General features: G+C 39.1%; 17 protein-coding genes. 11 read left to right on the forward strand and 6 right to left on the reverse strand.

Going from position 1 to position 17,074, the window contains the following annotated elements; all coding sequences use genetic code 11:
• Positions 1 to 13 precede the first annotated feature (13 nt).
• A complete protein-coding gene (locus ACE1CI_RS26395; RefSeq protein WP_413264172.1) occupies positions 14 to 217 on the reverse strand; it encodes a DUF6887 family protein in 204 nt (67 codons plus the stop codon).
• 708 nt (positions 218 to 925) lie between these two features.
• Here ACE1CI_RS26395 and ACE1CI_RS26400 point away from each other — a divergent pair.
• The 8 genes from ACE1CI_RS26400 (at position 926) to ACE1CI_RS26435 (ending at position 7,722) form a co-directional block, all read left to right on the forward strand.
• Complete coding sequence (locus ACE1CI_RS26400; protein WP_413264173.1) at positions 926 to 1,615, forward strand: hypothetical protein; 690 nt, start codon at positions 926 to 928, stop codon at positions 1,613 to 1,615.
• 63 nt (positions 1,616 to 1,678) lie between these two features.
• Positions 1,679 to 3,604 (forward strand): P-loop NTPase family protein, encoded by a 1,926-nt coding sequence (locus tag ACE1CI_RS26405; protein WP_413264174.1) that lies wholly within the window; start codon positions 1,679 to 1,681, stop codon positions 3,602 to 3,604.
• A gap of 89 nt (positions 3,605 to 3,693) precedes the next feature.
• Entirely contained in the window at positions 3,694 to 5,166 is a 1,473-nt protein-coding gene (locus ACE1CI_RS26410) for a DUF1802 family protein (RefSeq protein WP_413264175.1), read from the forward strand.
• 50 nt (positions 5,167 to 5,216) lie between these two features.
• Positions 5,217 to 5,861 carry a Uma2 family endonuclease gene (locus ACE1CI_RS26415; protein WP_413264176.1) on the forward strand — a complete coding sequence of 215 codons (645 nt, stop codon included), beginning with the start codon at positions 5,217 to 5,219 and terminating at the stop codon, positions 5,859 to 5,861.
• 85 nt (positions 5,862 to 5,946) lie between these two features.
• Positions 5,947 to 6,534: an ATPase gene (locus ACE1CI_RS26420; protein WP_413264177.1), complete on the forward strand. Its 588-nt coding sequence runs from the start codon at positions 5,947 to 5,949 to the stop codon at positions 6,532 to 6,534.
• Complete coding sequence (locus ACE1CI_RS26425; RefSeq protein WP_413264178.1) at positions 6,518 to 6,721, forward strand: hypothetical protein; 204 nt, start codon at positions 6,518 to 6,520, stop codon at positions 6,719 to 6,721. Before ACE1CI_RS26420 ends, ACE1CI_RS26425 begins: the two co-directional genes overlap by 17 nt.
• A gap of 117 nt (positions 6,722 to 6,838) precedes the next feature.
• Positions 6,839 to 7,264 (forward strand): hypothetical protein, encoded by a 426-nt coding sequence (locus tag ACE1CI_RS26430; protein WP_413264179.1) that lies wholly within the window; start codon positions 6,839 to 6,841, stop codon positions 7,262 to 7,264.
• A complete protein-coding gene (locus tag ACE1CI_RS26435) occupies positions 7,264 to 7,722 on the forward strand; it encodes an aspartyl protease family protein (protein ID WP_413264180.1) in 459 nt (152 codons plus the stop codon). The genes ACE1CI_RS26430 and ACE1CI_RS26435 overlap by 1 nt, the downstream gene beginning before the upstream one ends.
• A 185-nt stretch (positions 7,723 to 7,907) precedes the next feature.
• On the opposite strand, the gene ACE1CI_RS26440 is transcribed toward ACE1CI_RS26435, so the two are convergent.
• On the reverse strand, positions 7,908 to 8,558 hold the full coding sequence (locus tag ACE1CI_RS26440) for a Uma2 family endonuclease (protein ID WP_413264181.1): 651 nt from the start codon (positions 8,556 to 8,558) through the stop codon (positions 7,908 to 7,910).
• Between the two features lie 18 nt (positions 8,559 to 8,576).
• The gene (locus ACE1CI_RS26445) at positions 8,577 to 10,106 is read right to left on the reverse strand and encodes a YifB family Mg chelatase-like AAA ATPase (protein ID WP_413264182.1); all 1,530 of its coding nucleotides are present in this window, start codon (positions 10,104 to 10,106) and stop codon (positions 8,577 to 8,579) included.
• A gap of 82 nt (positions 10,107 to 10,188) precedes the next feature.
• Here ACE1CI_RS26445 and ACE1CI_RS26450 point away from each other — a divergent pair, with 82 nt between their 5' ends.
• Positions 10,189 to 10,536 (forward strand): histidine triad nucleotide-binding protein, encoded by a 348-nt coding sequence (locus ACE1CI_RS26450; RefSeq protein WP_413264183.1) that lies wholly within the window; start codon positions 10,189 to 10,191, stop codon positions 10,534 to 10,536.
• A gap of 192 nt (positions 10,537 to 10,728) precedes the next feature.
• Here ACE1CI_RS26450 and ACE1CI_RS26455 read toward each other — a convergent pair whose 3' ends face one another.
• Entirely contained in the window at positions 10,729 to 12,585 is a 1,857-nt protein-coding gene (locus tag ACE1CI_RS26455) for a methyl-accepting chemotaxis protein (protein ID WP_413264184.1), read from the reverse strand.
• Positions 12,586 to 12,957: 372 nt separating this feature from the next.
• Here ACE1CI_RS26455 and psbA point away from each other — a divergent pair, with 372 nt between their 5' ends.
• Both psbA and ACE1CI_RS26465 read left to right on the forward strand, forming a co-directional pair.
• Positions 12,958 to 14,040, forward strand: a complete 1,083-nt coding sequence (gene psbA / locus ACE1CI_RS26460; protein WP_496615897.1) for a photosystem II q(b) protein — start codon at positions 12,958 to 12,960, stop codon at positions 14,038 to 14,040.
• 377 nt (positions 14,041 to 14,417) lie between these two features.
• A complete protein-coding gene (locus ACE1CI_RS26465) occupies positions 14,418 to 15,458 on the forward strand; it encodes a M28 family peptidase (RefSeq protein ID WP_413265792.1) in 1,041 nt (346 codons plus the stop codon).
• An 83-nt stretch (positions 15,459 to 15,541) separates the two neighbouring features.
• Here the strand turns inward: ACE1CI_RS26465 and ACE1CI_RS26470 are convergent, their stop codons facing one another.
• Together ACE1CI_RS26470 and ACE1CI_RS26475 are read right to left on the reverse strand one after the other, a co-directional pair.
• A complete protein-coding gene (locus tag ACE1CI_RS26470; RefSeq protein ID WP_413265793.1) occupies positions 15,542 to 16,621 on the reverse strand; it encodes an NB-ARC domain-containing protein in 1,080 nt (359 codons plus the stop codon).
• Positions 16,521 to 16,958 carry a helix-turn-helix domain-containing protein gene (locus ACE1CI_RS26475; RefSeq protein WP_413265794.1) on the reverse strand — a complete coding sequence of 146 codons (438 nt, stop codon included), beginning with the start codon at positions 16,956 to 16,958 and terminating at the stop codon, positions 16,521 to 16,523. Before ACE1CI_RS26475 ends, ACE1CI_RS26470 begins: the two co-directional genes overlap by 101 nt.
• Positions 16,959 to 17,074 lie beyond the last annotated feature (116 nt).

Genomic DNA, 17,074 nt, shown 5'->3' on the forward strand with positions numbered 1-17,074 from the left:
AAATAAAATTCTGTTAATGTTCTGAATTTAATTGTGTTTGAATTGCTGATACTATTTTCTCTTCCCAGGCTGGATCTTCAAATTTGATTGTAAGTTTATTAGGGCGGGAATGTCGTCGATCGATATAAGCGTAAAATGCCTCTCGATCGTCTCGATGACTCAGAATATATTGCTTTAATTCGCGATCGCTCATTGCAGCATAATTAACTTTAGTCATGGTTCAATACTCCCATCTGGTTCAATTTCAAATTCTATATCTTCACCTTGTCCAGCTAGAATAAACAAATTGAGCGATCGCCAAAACAAAAAAGTAGAAATTTATCGCTAAAATCGGGATGTAGAAGTGTTAGAGCATCCTTTAAGTCGATCGAAAAAAGATATTTTGCCTGGGTTTGTTTTGGATTTAATTGAAGTTTAGAATTGATTAATAATGTATTACAACCTTTCTAGCCGAGCGGTTATTCAATATTTGCTAATGCTTCTTACCGACTTTTTCCCTTTTTTTTGCTAGGGAATCCATTACCTATTTCTCATAAATCTAGATTTTCAGTAATTTTACTGTATTTGTTTTGGTTAATTTTTTACCATTAAGAATTTTTAAATGAGAGATATTTTGACAAGCCGGGATCGCACCACTTGAGAGATATTTTAACAAGCGGGCATCGCACCACTTGAGAGGAAGGTTTGAGTGGTATTTTTCCCTAAATGCTGTCAGGGCGAATGATTAGGTTTATGCAAAATTTCTTAAGTAATACTTGATCTAAGTACAGTAGAAATTTTGGAGAAGCTACGGTAATTACTGGATTTTCTGTAAATAATGTTTTGGCAATTGAAGATTTGGCATGAATAGATAATAATAGTTATTCGGACAACATAATTATTGGATTAAATACGTAACTTTAAGGTTTTTAAAGGGAACAATACAATGCCATTAAAAGCGACAGATCCTCATGCCAAAATTTTGATTTTACTGGCTTTATGGGATATTGGTGCAGCGCGACAGCAAGTAAATAAGGGGGTGTTGACTAAGCGGATTGTGCCAAAAGGGGGCAAAATCGGGGATTTTCAGGAGGTTTTGGAGCAATTGATAACTGAAGATTTAATGCAGATTTCAGGGAAGAAGGTATTTTTGCCTGCTAAGGGTATGGAATATTTATCAGCTGAGATCAACAATCCTGAATTTCAGTTTAAAACCCAAATTGGGGCAAAAACTGGCAATTCGTTGTTGAAGTGGATTCGGGAAATGGGAACTATAAGTAATGAGGGGAGTTCCGCAGTTGCATCTAACCAAAATGCAGCAGTGGAGAAGCCGCCTAGCGGCTTGTCTACCCAAATCAATTCTTATGAGGAGTTCATGCAAGTGGCGTTGGAAGTCTACGACAATTTGAATCGGGATTACAACTTAGATAACTTGGTGCCAATTTATCGCATTCGGCGAGAGATTGGCGAGAGGGTGACGCGATCGCAGTTTAATGACTGGATGTTGGAAATGCAGGCGAATGACCTAATCCAACTCATTGGCGGCGAGATGACAGATATCACACCTGATAAAGCTGAAGACTCGATCAAAACTGAATTAGGCGCGTTACGTTATTACACTAAACGTCTGACTTGAATTTTTACTGTCTTACTGATGACCTCTTTACTTTTGTAAATTCTCTATTTCGGATAAACAATCATGACTAATCAACCTGTTTCCTCTATTGAAGACATTAATGCTGCTCTTTTAAGCCAAAATCCATTTGCTAAACCTCCTTATTTAAATGCCAGTGATATTTGGGGTAAGGAATTTTTTGATATTGAAAGTATCAACGCTCATGCTTCTGATGCTGTCTTTCAAGCACTTGAGCAAATTCGTAGTGGTCAATACTCCACAACTTCAATTGCTATAACTGCTCAGGACGGTACTGGGAAAACTCACATTATTAGCCGCATTCGTCATAGGTTGCAAAAAAATGGTGGTGGATTATTTGTCTATGCCAACAAGTGTCCTGCTGACAGTCAAACAATTAAACAAGAATTCCAGAAGTTATTAGCCCAAAGTCTCGGAAAAATTGGCAGTCAAAAAGTTACTCAGTGGCAAGAACTAGCAACGGCGATGACCAATGACGCTTTAAATGCTGTCAAATCGAATCCGAAAATATATTCTCCTCAAGAATTGTTTGAAAAATTTCAAGCAGGTCAACCGGGGGAACTACATAAATGGGTTAACGGTTTAACAAAGGCATTTCTTAAAGCCAAAGATGTTAGCGATCCTGATATTGTGAAAGCCATTATATGGACGCTATCAAATGAGCAATCACTTTACGCAATCAAATGGTTAGAGGGTCAAGAACTAGCTCAATACAAAGCTGATGAACTTGGATTACCTAGCCAAGGTCAGTCTTTCGATGCAGTTCTACAAATCCTAGATTTGATTAGTCAATATAACGAATTAGTCATTTGCTTCGATGAATTAGATACGCCTGATGCTTATGATGAAATTAGTGGCTTACACATCAGTCAAATTGTTGCTGGATTAATTAAAGATTTGTTTCAAAATCTAAGTCGTGGTGTCATTTTGAGTGTAATGATGCCTGCTCAGTGGAGTAATAAAATTAAACAACTACCTGGGGGAGTTCATAATAAACTTTCTGCTCAGGGAAATCCACTTGACCTAAAGTACATGGATGGAGAATCTGTAGTTAACTTAGTAAGTTCTTGGTTAAACAAATACTACAATCAGCGAAGCTTAGTTCCACCAGAACCGATCTATCCATTTAGTAAAGATCAGCTTCACAGTCTTGGCAAAGGAAAACCAACAGTTCGAGAAGTTTTGAAGTGGTGCAAAGATAACTGTAAGCCTTCAGGAATCATTAATCCACTTATAATAGAACTTGACCCAGTAGAAGATGCTTTTACCACAGAACTAAAGGAAGATCCAAAGAATTACTTAGAAGATAATTCCTTTTTAGCTGATGCTATTTTCTTTGGTTTTCAAGCTTTAATTGGTCAAACAGTAGAAAGAGTGACCATTAAAGAAGTTACTAATAAAGTAACGAAAAGGGGTGATAAAGATAATTACATGAAATTTAAGATAATTGGAAAGGAGGAAAATGGAAACAATATTTGCATTGGAGTAGCTGTACTTCAGGATGCTGGTGGTAAAAGTTTGGGTGCTGGATTAAAAAGGTTAAATGAATATACAATTTTCGGTTTGACTCGTGGCTGTCTAGTACGTTCCAAAGATAAAACACTTACTTCTTATTTAGAAGACAAATATCTTGTACCACTTATTAAAGAGAAAGGTGGTGAGTATGTTGAACTAAAAGAAGAAGAGATAAGACCACTGGTAGCCATTCGAGAGGTTCACAAAAAACGCGAAGTTGATTACAAATTAAGTGAGGAGCAAATCTTAAAATTTATTGCTGATAAAGGTGCTGAAAGAATGCTAGGAGCTAATAACCCTTTACTTAAAGAAATTCTCAGCGATCCATCTTACGAAGTGCCTCCAGAACTAATTAAAAATGAGCCTGTAGCTGTAGCAGAATCAATTTTAGCTGATGTATCTAATTCAGATTACCTAGATGCAATTGAAGCTTTGGACAACAAAATAATCTCCTAATAAAGATGGCACACTTGTAATTGGGTGCTTAAATAAGCATCCAATTACAAGAATAAGTTTCTGTAAGGTACTGTCTGTAATATTCCACAATGCAAATCAATCTTGACACTGCTATTAGATTACCTGTCCCGGACGTTGAAGCATTAATTCAAGGGCGAATGATTACCGCTATGCCCAAAATGTTCATAGATCCGGGGCGGGTATTTGCTCTTTGTCCCACCGATGTTTCTAGTAATTTATTGCCTCCTGAGCAATACTATCGCTCAAACTTTTTGCCAATAGCCCAAAGTGCCATTTCACAATTAAATTCGGAAAAAGCCACAATAAAAGCTTGGGCTAAGTGTGAATTATGCCAGATGTTAGATCAGTCGGAGCCGTTAGAAATATTTTCTCAGCTAACAATCTGGAAAAAGGAAGCATTACAACAGATGCTCTTGCAGCGTCCCTACATTTTCTTAATTCACTTACGGGTTTATTTATTACCTGAACCTTCGGAAATATCTGCAAATACTCAAGGACAATTTACAGCTTTACCTCGATCTTTGAGTGTTACAGATAATTCGCCAATTTTGAGCGATACTGCATTCTCTCAACGTCGCCATCAGATAGAAAATCGAATTCCGCCATTATATCCAGAATTGGAAGAATTGCAAAATCAAGTTGCCCAAATAGCCATTACTAACCCAAAAGCCAAACAACTGGATGAAGAACTTAAAATATTTTTGGGTTGGTCTGAAGTTGGCAGCATTCCACAAATTGATTCTGATCTAGCGTGGATTAAAACAATTACTAATATTGGTAAGTCGCCTGATGGTAACAGCTTTGAAAAGTTAGTTCGTAAGAGTTTTATAAAGCTCGGTTTTTCTAATAGCGATACTAATGCTAAAGCTAGTCTCAATCCAGATGGCACAGGGGGCGCTGGCGGTTTAGATATGTACTGTGAAAAACCATATCCAGTGGTGGCAGAGTGTAAAGCTACTGGCGGTGAAAGTGTAACTGATGGAACACCAGCACAGCTTGTTAAATTGGGATATAAACATCTTCAAAATCAGTATAACAATTGTATCAAATTAATTATGGCTGCTGGTAAATTGAACGATCATGCTAATCAAACTGCTGTAGGCAACAAAATGAACGTAATTCGCCCTGAAACATTGCAAAAGTTGGTACAAGTAAAAGCAGACTATCCAGGCTCTATCAATTTATTAGAATTGAAAATCTGCTTGGAAAATTCACCATTTGGTGAGGATGCAGACAAAAAAGTAAATAATTACATAATCAATGTAGAAAAAAGCATTAAGCTACGATCGCACATCGTTGAATCAGTTAAACAACTTTGCGAATCAGATAGTGAACTGCCAACTGTTGCAGAAATTAAAGTCCAATACAATGCTAAATTCGCCGCAGGTTTTAATCTAACGGATAAACTAGTTTACGATTTACTTGTAGAACTTTCTTCACCTTTAACAGGATATTTGGGGCGAAAAAAAGGGAGTGATGGGAGCGATCGCTTTTACTACCTCCGCAATTTAGTAGTGGATACAGAGGAGAAACTTCAATAGAATGAAAAATAACAACCCGATCCAATGTCTACCTATATACAGAGAACCCAATGAGTAGTCTGACAACAAAAGTATTAACAGATTCCTGGGTAGTAGCGACGTGGGATGAGTTTATCAGAACCATCGAAAACCCAGCTTATCAAAAAGCTAAAGGCTACTATTACAAAGAAAAAATGAGGATTGAAGCAATGGCAGTAGGCCCAAATCATGCCAAAGATAATGGAATTATTGTTACTACCGTTAACTTGTTCAGTGCTATCAAGACTATACCTCTCTATTGCTTAGATAATTGTAGCTATCGAAAACCTGGGGTTTTGGAGTGTCAGCCAGATATATCTTATTATGTTGGAGAAAGAGCGGAACTTGCACCCACAGGAAGTGCGATCGTCAACCTCGATGTTACGCCACCGCCAGATATTGCGATCGAAATTTCCGACACAAGCTTATCAGATGATAAAGGTGAAAAACGGTTACTTTACGAAGAAGTCAAAGTAGGAGAATACTGGATAGTAGATGTACAAAAGCCAGAAATATTTGCTTTTGAAATTCTCCCCACAGGCGGAAGTAGAAGAATAACTCAATCTCAAAGATTACCAGGATTAGAGATGAGTTTATTAGAAGAAACATTGCGGCGCAGTCGCCAAATGCCACACTCGCAAGTAATAGCTTGGTTATTAACTCAAATTCGATCGTAAATGTGTCAGAAATAGAAGTGTTGGTTTGAGTGCGATCGTTTTTACTACCTCCGCGATTTACCAGTAAAATAAAAAACCCGATAATATGCCAAACCTAATTGTTATAGCAGGGCCAAATGGTGCGGGAAAATCGACAGTAGCCCCGGCATTATTACAAGGAACACTCAGAGTAAATGAATTTGTCAATGCGGATGCGATCGCGCAAGGATTATCAGCATTTGCACCAGAAAGAGTAGCCTTTCAAGCCGGAAGAATAATGCTAGAACGATTACAACAACTAGCGAATCAACGGGTAAATTTTGCCTTTGAAACCACCTTAGCTAGTCGAACCTTTGCTCCTTGGATTGCTAATTTACAACAAACGGGTTATCTATTTAATCTAATTTTCCTGTGGTTGCCTAGTGCAGAAATTGCACTTGCCCGTGTCCAGCAAAGAGTTACCCAAGGCGGTCATAACGTCCCAGAAGAAACTATCCAAAGGCGTTATGAGGCAGGGATAAGAAACTTTTTTGAATTGTATCGACCTCTAGCAAACTCTTGGTTTTTCTACGATAATTCTAATACAGCAAATCCCCGTCTTTTAGCGGCAGGTGAAAAAGGAAGTAATATTAATATAGCAGACGCTCAAACTTGGCAACAAATAGAGGAAAACTATTATGGAAGATCAACCTAAAAAAGACCAACTTTTAATCAGCCTTTCCGATGAAGAAAAAGTTACCCAAGCCTTAGCTAAAGCTGTAAAAGAAGCTTTACGTAAACACAAACAAACTGGTAATCCGGTGGCTGCTTGGCGTGATGGCAAAGTTGTTTGGATACCGCCAGAAGAAATTAACTTGACAGAAAAGCCATTAATAGAATGATGGATTGATTAGAGCGATCGCTTTTACTACCTCCGTCATTTGGTAGTAGTAAAATAGATAAAATCATGAGATATACTCATAACAAGTAAAAACAAATTTCCATTAGCAAACCTAACAATGAAAACTGAAGAAATTACCCCTTGGGAGAAGTTAAAGATTGAATTAGCAGCAAAAGGTTTCCCAACAACTTATAACTCACCTGAAGATTTCATTCGAGCGATCAAATTAGACTTCGATCGCGGAGGTTTACACATAGCAAGACAATTAGCTTTCCGAGCACTGGAATTATACCCCGATCGCGAACAAATTCAGAATTACGCTCATATTCTTGCCCCTCCCAAAGCAACAGTTAGTCCCAGTTCCCCAGAACGCCGTCAAAGTATCTTAGCCGATCAAGAATGGATGGACAAAAATCGGTTTAAATATATAGGTCGTTGGGTAGCACTCCGCAATGGTCAGCTATTAGCTGATGCAGCTTCCCTTGACGAATTAGCAGCGCAAGTGGGAGATCTAAAAGGTATATTTTTCACAGTCATTTATTAATGCTATTGCTCTTTCCTAACAGCGATTCTTTTGCCACTGGTGCTATTCGTTATCAGTACCAGCCAGCTACTCTTGGTGAAGCTACAAATCGGATTTTTTTAAGAGTAGAAATTGCTGGTTATCCTATAGAAGCTGTCGTTGATACGGGCGCACCTTATGTAGTCTTAGCACCTACAGTTGCCCGAATTATAGAGTTAAATACCGCTTCGGCAATAGCCAGAGAGAGAATGTTAATTAGAGGAATGCGACTAGATGGTAACATATATCGGTTTAATATGAAGCTGTTAGCTACATTCGGCAATGATTTGGATGTACAGGCAACTATTTTTGTGCCAGATAGTGAGGAATATTGGGGAAATTTTCCTTCTTTTATTGGGTTTGGTGGTTTATTAGAAAGAGTTCGTTTTGCTGTAGATCCATCGACTGATATGTTTTATTTTGGTTCGCTGGCATCTTAGCGATCGCACCGCGACTTATACTGAGATCTTGCACCTGCGTTTTACCCCGCCCGGAAATCAATTTCCGGGCTAATAGCTAAAGTCCATTAAAATGGACTGAAAACTTTTGAATATTCCGTATTTAGTCCTATGAAAGAGGAGTTGAGCTATTAGTCTGCGAATTGATTCGCAGGCAGATTTTGGGACTAATTACCAAGAATCTGCATTTGAGAAATCAGCCAACTATATAACTGACTTCTACCACTTTCCCGACTTCGCCGCAAAGCTTCTTCTAATAAACTAAAAGGTAAATTTGGTAAAAGTTGAGATTGTGTTATTTGCCTACTTCCACCATCAACAATAGCAAAAGCAATCAATAAAGCCTGCACTACATTAACAACCCAGTACTCTTTCACACCTAATTGTTCGTATAACATTCGCTTGCTACCGATATCATCGGAAAAAGAAGTTTTGGCAATTTCAATAACTAAATCTGGTGGCGGATAAACATTTAGATCCACAATAGTTGTATTATGGGGAATAATTTCAGCATTTTCACCAATATAAACCGCTAAATCTGGTTGAGCTTCTGCTTCATTACCTCTCCTAAATGTACAGTTAGTTACTCCACTAATGGGAATGCCTGTAATACCGCTGAATATAGCGATCGCAGAACCAATAGAAAAGTTATCGTAGGAATGATCGTAGCCTTGGGGTACCATTTCAATTCTCAGTTGTCCTTTATAGTAATAGGTTTTCGCATTTTCTAATTGTTGAGTCTCAATAGCTTGAATGTACTCATCCCAAGTCGCTATTACCCATTCATCAGTCAGTAATTTTGTTTGTAATTTGCTCATAATTTTACATCCTTTTAATCACTGCATTCTATCAATTATGCGATACTGAATTGATTCAGCAATGTGCTGAGTTTTGATGTCTTCATCACCTGCTAGATCGGCGATCGTTCTGGCTACTTTTAAAATGCGATCGCTAGCCCTAGCCGAAAGTCCCAACTTCCGAATCGCCGCTTCTAACAAATTCCGAGAAGCATCATCTAACTTGCACCATTGCATTAAATGACGGCTTTGCATTTCCGCATTAGAACGTAAATTTGTTTCGGTTTTAAAACGGTGTTGCGATCGCTCTCTAGCCGCTTGCACCCTAGCCCGAACTGAGGTAGAATCTTCCCCTAAAGGTTGATTAGTAATTTCTTCCGGTTTCAATCGATTAACTGCTACTTGTAAATCAATGCGATCCATCAAAGGGCCAGAAAGTTTCGCCCAATATTGTTCCCTTTTTCCGGGAGAACAAGTACAAGGTTGAATCGTATCCCCAAAATAACCACAAGGACAGGGATTAGTACTCGCAACTAATGTGAATTGTGCCGGAAACATCACAGATAATCTAGTACGAGAAATCGTCACATATCCATCTTCTAAAGGTTGCCGGAGGAATTCTAAAACATCTCTTTTAAATTCTGTGAGTTCATCCAAAAACAAGATCCCGCGGTGGGCTAAAGAAATTTCTCCAGGTTTAGGAAAACTGCCACCACCAACTAAAGAAGGGCCAGAAGCAGAATGATGAGGACTCCGAAAAGGTCGATCGCTAACTAAACTACCTCTATTTTTTAATAATCCAGCAACCGAATAAATTTGAGTTACCTCAAGCGATTCTTCAAAACTTAATTCCGGTAAAATCCCAGGTAAACGTCTAGCTAACATTGTTTTACCACTTCCGGGAGGGCCAACAAAAATCAAATTATGCCCACCAGCAGCGGCAATTTCCAAAGCGCGTCTAGCGTGTGCTTGTCCTTTCACATCTTTTAAATCTAAGCCGGAAAATAGCGATCGATCTTTCTGTTTTGTGCGATCGATCTTCACAGGTTGATAACGTTTGGGATTATCCAAAAAATTAGCTACATCGGTTAAAGTTTCCAACCCATAAACCGCCAAATCTTCCACAACTGCCGCTTCCTGTGCATTATCAGCTGGAACAACTAAACCTGCAATTCCTAAACGTTTGGCAGCAGCTGCGATCGGTAAAACACCAGCAACCGGACGTAAGCTACCATCTAAAGAAACTTCGCCTAAAAAAAGAAAATCCCCCAACAATTCCGGGTTAACTTGCTCCGACGCTGCTAAAATTCCAATACTAATTGCTAAATCAAAACTTGGCCCTTCCTTGCGTAAATCAGCCGGAGTTAAATTAACTACAATTCTTCGCATCGGAAAAGCAAACCCCGCATTTTTAATCGTCGCCTTTACCCGTTCGCGAGACTCTTGCACAGCAGCATCCGGTAAACCAACCACAACAATTCCCGGAAGTCCGCCCGAAACATCCACCTCCACCCCAACTTTCACAGCGTCAATGCCTACCAGCGATGCACTCCAAACTCTAGCTAACACAGTTCTTTTCCTTAGCAATTAATTTAGTTGTTCTTTGTCTATCCTCTCTTATCATTGACAATTGATGAATGAAAAATTATCAATGACTGCACAAGACACGATTTTCGGCAAAATCATCCGTCGGGAAATTCCCGCAGATATCGTCTACGAAGACGACTTATCACTCGCTTTCAGAGATATCAATCCCCAAGCGCCTGTTCATATTTTAGTCATTCCCAAAAAACCTATTGTTAAGCTTGCTGACGCAGAACCCGAAGATCACAAAGTATTGGGTCATCTGCTGTTAATTGTCAAGCGAGTTGCTGAACAAGCTGGACTAGAAAATGGTTATCGAGTAGTAATTAACAATGGCCCAGACGGTGGACAAACAGTATACCATCTCCATTTACACATTTTAGGCGGCAGACAAATGGCGTGGCCTCCCGGTTAGAAGAGATGGGGAGATGGGGAGATGGGGGGATGGGGGGATGGGGGGATGGGGGGATGGGGAGATGGGGGGATGGGGAAGATTAAACAGTCACCTTGTCCCCTTGTCCCCTTGTCCCCTTGTCCCCTTGTCCCCTTGTCCCCTTGTCCGTCCCCAGTCCCCAGTCCCCAGTCCCCAGTCCCCAGTCCCCAGTCCCTAAACCATTGCTTTAAGATCTTGGGCGACTTCATTAAGCTTTTGAATGCCAACTTTTGTTTGAGTGATGCCGCTGGCAGTTTGGGATGCACCTTGATTAATGTTGTTCATGGCATCGACTACTTGTTCAATGGCGATCGCTTGTTGTTTAGCATTAAGAGAAATTTGCTGAGAACCAACAACAATATCATTAATTGCAGTTAGAGAAGTTTGTTGTTTACTCAAAACAATTTCATTAATTGCATGAGTTACTTCTGTAAAAGCTTTTGCTGTTTCTTGAGAAAGTTTGATGCTTTCTTCTGCGGTTTTTCTCCCTTCATCAGTTGCCATAACTGTAGAATCAATGGCAGATTTAATACCCAAAATTAAAGCGTTAATTTTTTGTGCAGATTGTTTACTTTGGTCTGCTAATTTGCGAATTTCCGTAGCAACTACGCCAAATCCTCTGCCATGTTCGCCTGCACGCACTGCTTCTACAGCGGCGTTTAAAGCTAACATATTTGTTTGACTAGCTAAGTCACTAACTATGTTAGTAATACTGCCAATTTGATTTGTTTGTTCGGTTAATTGGAAGGTTTGTTGCGCGATCGATCCAACTCTTTCTTTAAGTGTAGACATCCCTACTAAAGTCCGTTCTACTGTCTGCGTTCCCCGTTCCGCCAACTCTAAAACTTGACGCGATCCGGCTGCGGATGATTCTGCTAAAGTTAGTACTTGGCGGGCATTTTCTGCTGCTGATTCTGCTTGTTCTGCGGAAACTCTCGATGATGTACCTAACTCAGTCATTGTCGCAGTAGTTTGATTTACGGAAGCTGCTTGTTGAGTAGCAACTCGTTCTTGTTGTTCAATTGTTGCGGCAATTTCTGATGTGGAAGTGGTGATAGAATTCACAATCGAATTAATAGATTTTGTGGTACGATTGGCGAGGATAACTGCGATCGCACTAACGACTAAAGCCGTAATTCCACTACCAATTAACAGCGTAAATAGTAATTCTCTTTGGGGCTGAAAAGCAACTGCTGTGCTATTGTCAACTAAAATAAGCCAGTTTAAATTAGGCATTCCTGCTAATGTAGGAGTATTAGCAAAAGCTACTACTTTATCAGTTTTATCAACCTCCGAAAATGCTACTTCTACATCTGCTTCTTTATTCGCTTGTAGTTGTTTTAACCCAGAATATTCGGAAAATATATCTTGCCCTAAATTCTTGGGATCTTGGGCGATAAATATTTTACCCGTAGGATCAATTACATGAATTTGCTTTTCTTGATTATCAAAACTTTTGATGCGTTCTTGAATATGATGTAGCGGTAATCGCGATCGGGCTATGCCAATAGTTCTCTCTGTTACTGTATCTTTAACTGGTGCAACTAAATAAAGCACTAATTCATTGGTAGATGGAGAAATTTCTGGATTACTAACAAAGGGGCGATTTTGTTTGATTGCTTGTTGAAAGTAATCTTGTTCTGTAGGGTTTTGGTCAACTGATCCTCTCGATTTAACATTTACGCTGCCATCCAAATTAAAAATAGTAATATTGTCGTAAACACCGTAAGCTTTCAGGTAACTATTCAGAGTTTCTTCTTTTTGTTGCTGAGAAACAATCTGACTAAGTTTTGGATCGTTAATAATAGCTAAGTTAGCTACTGTTTGAATGTCCCCATAACGTTCAAACATAAAACGGCTGAGTTTATCCGCAACTTCTACTGTGTATGCTTTTTGATATTGCATCACGTCTTGCGTAATGGAACGGTTGGCAAAGTAATAAGCTACAGTACCAATTAGTATCACTGGAAGTGTGCCTAATGCGATCGCAAAGCCAATAGCTTTATTTCGTAACGATAGATTCTGAAACATTATTTGTTTAAAAAGATAACGTTAAGCGTATTGAGTGATTGGTAAGTTGTAGTACACTATACTAATTTTAAATTTTGTAATTTAAATTTATCTACTTCTTCTGAATATCCAGTAAAACCAAGTTCCATCTAAGCTGAGAGCTTTCTTCATAAGAATTATTACAACTTCTAGTTATGTATAGACTCCAAAGCAAACTAGCCACGATTGACACTTTCCCGTCAAGCTGAAGCTGCCTCAAAAATTCTTTTATTAAAATATAAAAATTTTTCCTTACCCCCCTTTACAAACCGCAACAAATCCCTTAATGTATATTTAGGCGGGCAAACAAACCGCTCAGAACCTAGAAAATCAAATCATCGCAATTATCCAACAATGACCACAACCATTCAACGTAGCTCTAGCGCTAACGTCTGGGAACGGTTCTGCAACTGGATCACCAGCACCGAAAACCGCTTATATATTGGCTGGTTCGGCGTATTGATGATCCCCACCCTGCTAACCGCAACCACCTGCTTCATCATCGCTTTCATTGCTGCACCTCCAGTAGACATCGATGGTATCCGCGAACCCGTAGCTGGTTCCTTAATCTACGGAAACAACATCATCACTGGAGCAGTTGTACCTTCTTCTAACGCCATTGGCTTGCACTTCTACCCAATTTGGGAAGCAGCCAGCTTAGACGAATGGCTGTACAACGGTGGCCCATACCAGTTGGTAATTTTCCACTTCTTGATCGGTGTATTCTGCTACATGGGTCGTCAGTGGGAACTGTCCTACCGCTTAGGTATGCGTCCTTGGATCTGCGTAGCGTACAGCGCACCAGTATCCGCAGCTACCGCAGTATTCTTGATCTACCCATTGGGTCAAGGTTCCTTCTCTGATGGAATGCCTTTGGGAATCTCTGGAACCTTCAACTTCATGTTGGTGTTCCAAGCAGAGCACAACATCCTGATGCACCCCTTCCATATGTTAGGTGTGGCTGGTGTATTCGGCGGTTCCTTGTTCAGTGCAATGCACGGTTCTTTGGTAACATCTTCCTTGGTGCGTGAAACCACCGAAGTCGAATCTCAAAACTACGGTTACAAGTTCGGTCAAGAAGAAGAAACCTACAACATCGTAGCCGCACACGGTTACTTTGGCCGTTTGATTTTCCAATATGCTTCTTTCAACAACAGCCGCAGCTTGCACTTCTTCTTAGGTGCATGGCCTGTAATCGGAATCTGGTTCACCGCTTTGGGTGTAAGCACAATGGCTTTCAACCTCAACGGTTTCAACTTCAACCAATCTGTAATTGACTCACAAGGTCGGACAATTGGTACTTGGGCAGACGTAATCAACCGTGCTGGCTTGGGTATGGAAGTAATGCACGAGCGCAACGCTCACAACTTCCCACTCGACTTGGCTTCTGCTGAAGTTGCTCCTGTTGCTTTGAGCGCTCCTGCGATCAATGGCTAAGGCTTTGAGATAATTAATCTTTAACAAAAAAGCGTCTTCTCAAAAAGAAGGCGCTTTTTTGTTTTGGGCTTTGTCGGGATTGGCTTAAAATTAATTAACTTGAAGTTGCCGTTCCAAGAGTTATAATTCAAAAACAAAATTTTTGGTAAAGATATAGCAACCTTCAAGGTAAGTAGGTGCAAATAAATAAAGTGAAAATAGTTATCTATCAATGGGGCGGGCAAGATGCCCACCCCACAAGAAAGCTGAAAATCTTGTGGGGTGGGCATCTTGCCCGACGAGAGTTTTACTTTATTTAGATCTACCTACTTAATTAGAAAGTTCTTAATTCTTGGAATATTCTGGTTATTACTCTGTATTAAAAAGATTATGCCAGTATGCCGTCATCTTCAAGAAACAGTCAAGCCAAAATTCAGCTGATTAATAAATCTGCATTAATTCGCTTAGGTGTGCTTCTGGGCACATTAATAGTTATATGTGTTTGGGGTTGGTTTGCGCTATTTTGGATGCCGGAAAAAAGTTATAGCGGACAACTGAAACCTTTAAATCAACAAGAAATTATTTTGCGAAACTTGTTACAAGAAGATGTCAAAAAGTTGGCTGATGAAATAGGTGAACGTAACGCTAATAATTATAAACGGCTTAATGCAGCAGTTGATTTTTTGAAAACTGCTTTTAGTCAAGCAGGCTATGAAGTGAAAAAACAAGAATACAAAATTAATGGTAATTCTTATTACAATTTAGTGGCGAAGAAAATAGGAATTAAAAAGCCTAATGAAATTATAGTGGTTGGTGGTCATTACGATTCCGTGTTTGGTAGTCCTGGCGCTAATGATAATGGTACGGGTGCAGCGGCTACTTTAGAATTAGCACGGATGTTTGCTAAACAGAAAACTAATCGTACTATTCGCTTTGTTGAATTTACTAATGAAGAACCTCCCTTTTTCTGGACAGAAGATATGGGTAGTTTGGTATTTGCCAAGCAATTAAAAGCACAAAATGAAAATGTTGTGGCGATGTTGAGTCTGGAAACTATGGGATATTTTTCCGATCGCGTAGATAGCCAAAAATATCCTTTTCCGATCGGCTTATTTTATCCTAATCAAGGTAGTTTTATCGCTTTTGTTGGCAATCTTAAATCGGGGGATTTGGTACGAAAGGCGATCGCTTCTTTTCGTCGCCATACTCAATTCCCTTCCGAAGGTGCTGTACTTCCTAGCAGCGTTCCTGGTGTTGGTTGGTCCGATCATTGGTCTTTTTGGCAACAAGGTTATCCAGCAATTATGGTGACAGATACCGCTCCTTACCGTTATGTTTACTACCACAAAGAAGAAGATACAAGTGATAAAATTAATTTTGATAAACTGACGCGAGTTGTCAGCGGTTTAGCGAAAGTAATTTCTAATTTGGCAGAGTAATTTTCTGGGAATTAATAATTGATAATCAAAAAGCTTTTTTTTACCACAGATGAACACAGATAAACACAGATGTAGATATAGATTTACTGTGGGTGAGCAGATATTTTTTGGGATTGGATGTATTGTTGGAATATGGGATTGATTTGAAAGTACGATCGCTCTCCCATTTCCCTTCTCTCAACTAAACTCCGTCGCCCTAATGATTGGATAGCTTGCCAAATTTCTGATTTTGATAATTCAAGATTAGCAGGTTTTTGGGAAATATCTACAATTTCAGCTTGATTTGCTAACCAGTAACTCACTTTCTTTTCTGATTCGGATAAACGCTCTAAGTGAGTTTCTAAAAGTGGTTCTATGTCACCTAAATATACATCATTTTGTGCTAAAAACTGGAAAACGCTACCGTTAAATAGTTCGTTAATTGTTGCGGCTATAATATTTAACCAGCAAGGATGACCTTGATAAATTGCAATTAATTCTGACCATTTATCTTCATCAGTTAATCGTTTTTCTCGCAATATTTCTTCTGCTTGTTCTCTCAACCCTTGCAAATGTAATGTTTGTACAGGTCGGTTTTCTGCTTCTAATGCGGTAATTTCTCTGGGTTTTTCCCAAGAGAGGAGGATTAAACAACTATAGTGAAATGATGTGGCTATTTGTTTAAAGAATTTGCCATAATCTTCATAACCTGTTAAATATTGTCCGGCTATTTGACCGCTTTTAAAAATACTTTGCACATCATCAATAATTACTAAACAGCGAGAGGTGCGAAAATAATCAATAACTGTAGGTAATGGGTTTTCTAGGGGTTGGGAAAAGAATTGTTTGAGTTCAGTTTGTAGGGTGGAAAGTGTCGGAAGATTATTGAGAGTTCGCCAAATAATATAATCGAATTCGGTTTGGATTTGTTCGATTAGTTTGAGGGCGATCGCACTTTTTCCAATTCCACTTAATCCATATATTGTAATTAAGCGGGTGTTTGCTTCTAATATCCATTGTTTCAGGGTGGAGAGTTCGGTGGTGCGTGAAGCGAAGCTATCGCCGCTAGGCGAATCGTAAAACTTAGTTATTTCTGGTGCTTCTGTTAGATTGATGATGGGCGATCGATCTTTTGTTTGGGATGTTGGGGGGGGGAGAGTGCGATCGGTTTTGTGTATCTTCAATATTTTTTAGAGATTCATTACAGATATTAATGTTACCAACTTGTACACATTCAACAAAGTTAGAAACTTGAGAAACACTATGTCTTTTCTCTAACTTAGAACGAAAATTAAATTTATTCAGGTCTTCTCCTAATTCTTCAGCCAACTTTTCCCATAACTTAGCTGCTTCTTTTTTAATATGAGATTCACTACAATTATAATCTTTAGCTATTTGAGGATATTTTTTTCTTTGCCAAACACCCGTTAATATTGCTTCTTGTACAGATGTAAGATGCTCTCCAGTTTTGTCAAAAATCAAGTCATCAGCCCACTGTAAAACATCTTTAACATTATCCATAAGTAGATACAAATAGATATTTGATGTAATATATCCTACCGAATCCTACTTTGTCAACTGAATTCTACCAAATCCTACTAATTTTCTTCGGGATACTTAGGAAAATTGGGTGCTAA

Origin of the sequence: Floridaenema flaviceps BLCC-F50 (genome assembly GCF_041929275.2) — a bacterium.
GTDB lineage: Bacteria > Cyanobacteriota > Cyanobacteriia > Cyanobacteriales > Aerosakkonemataceae > Floridanema > Floridanema flaviceps.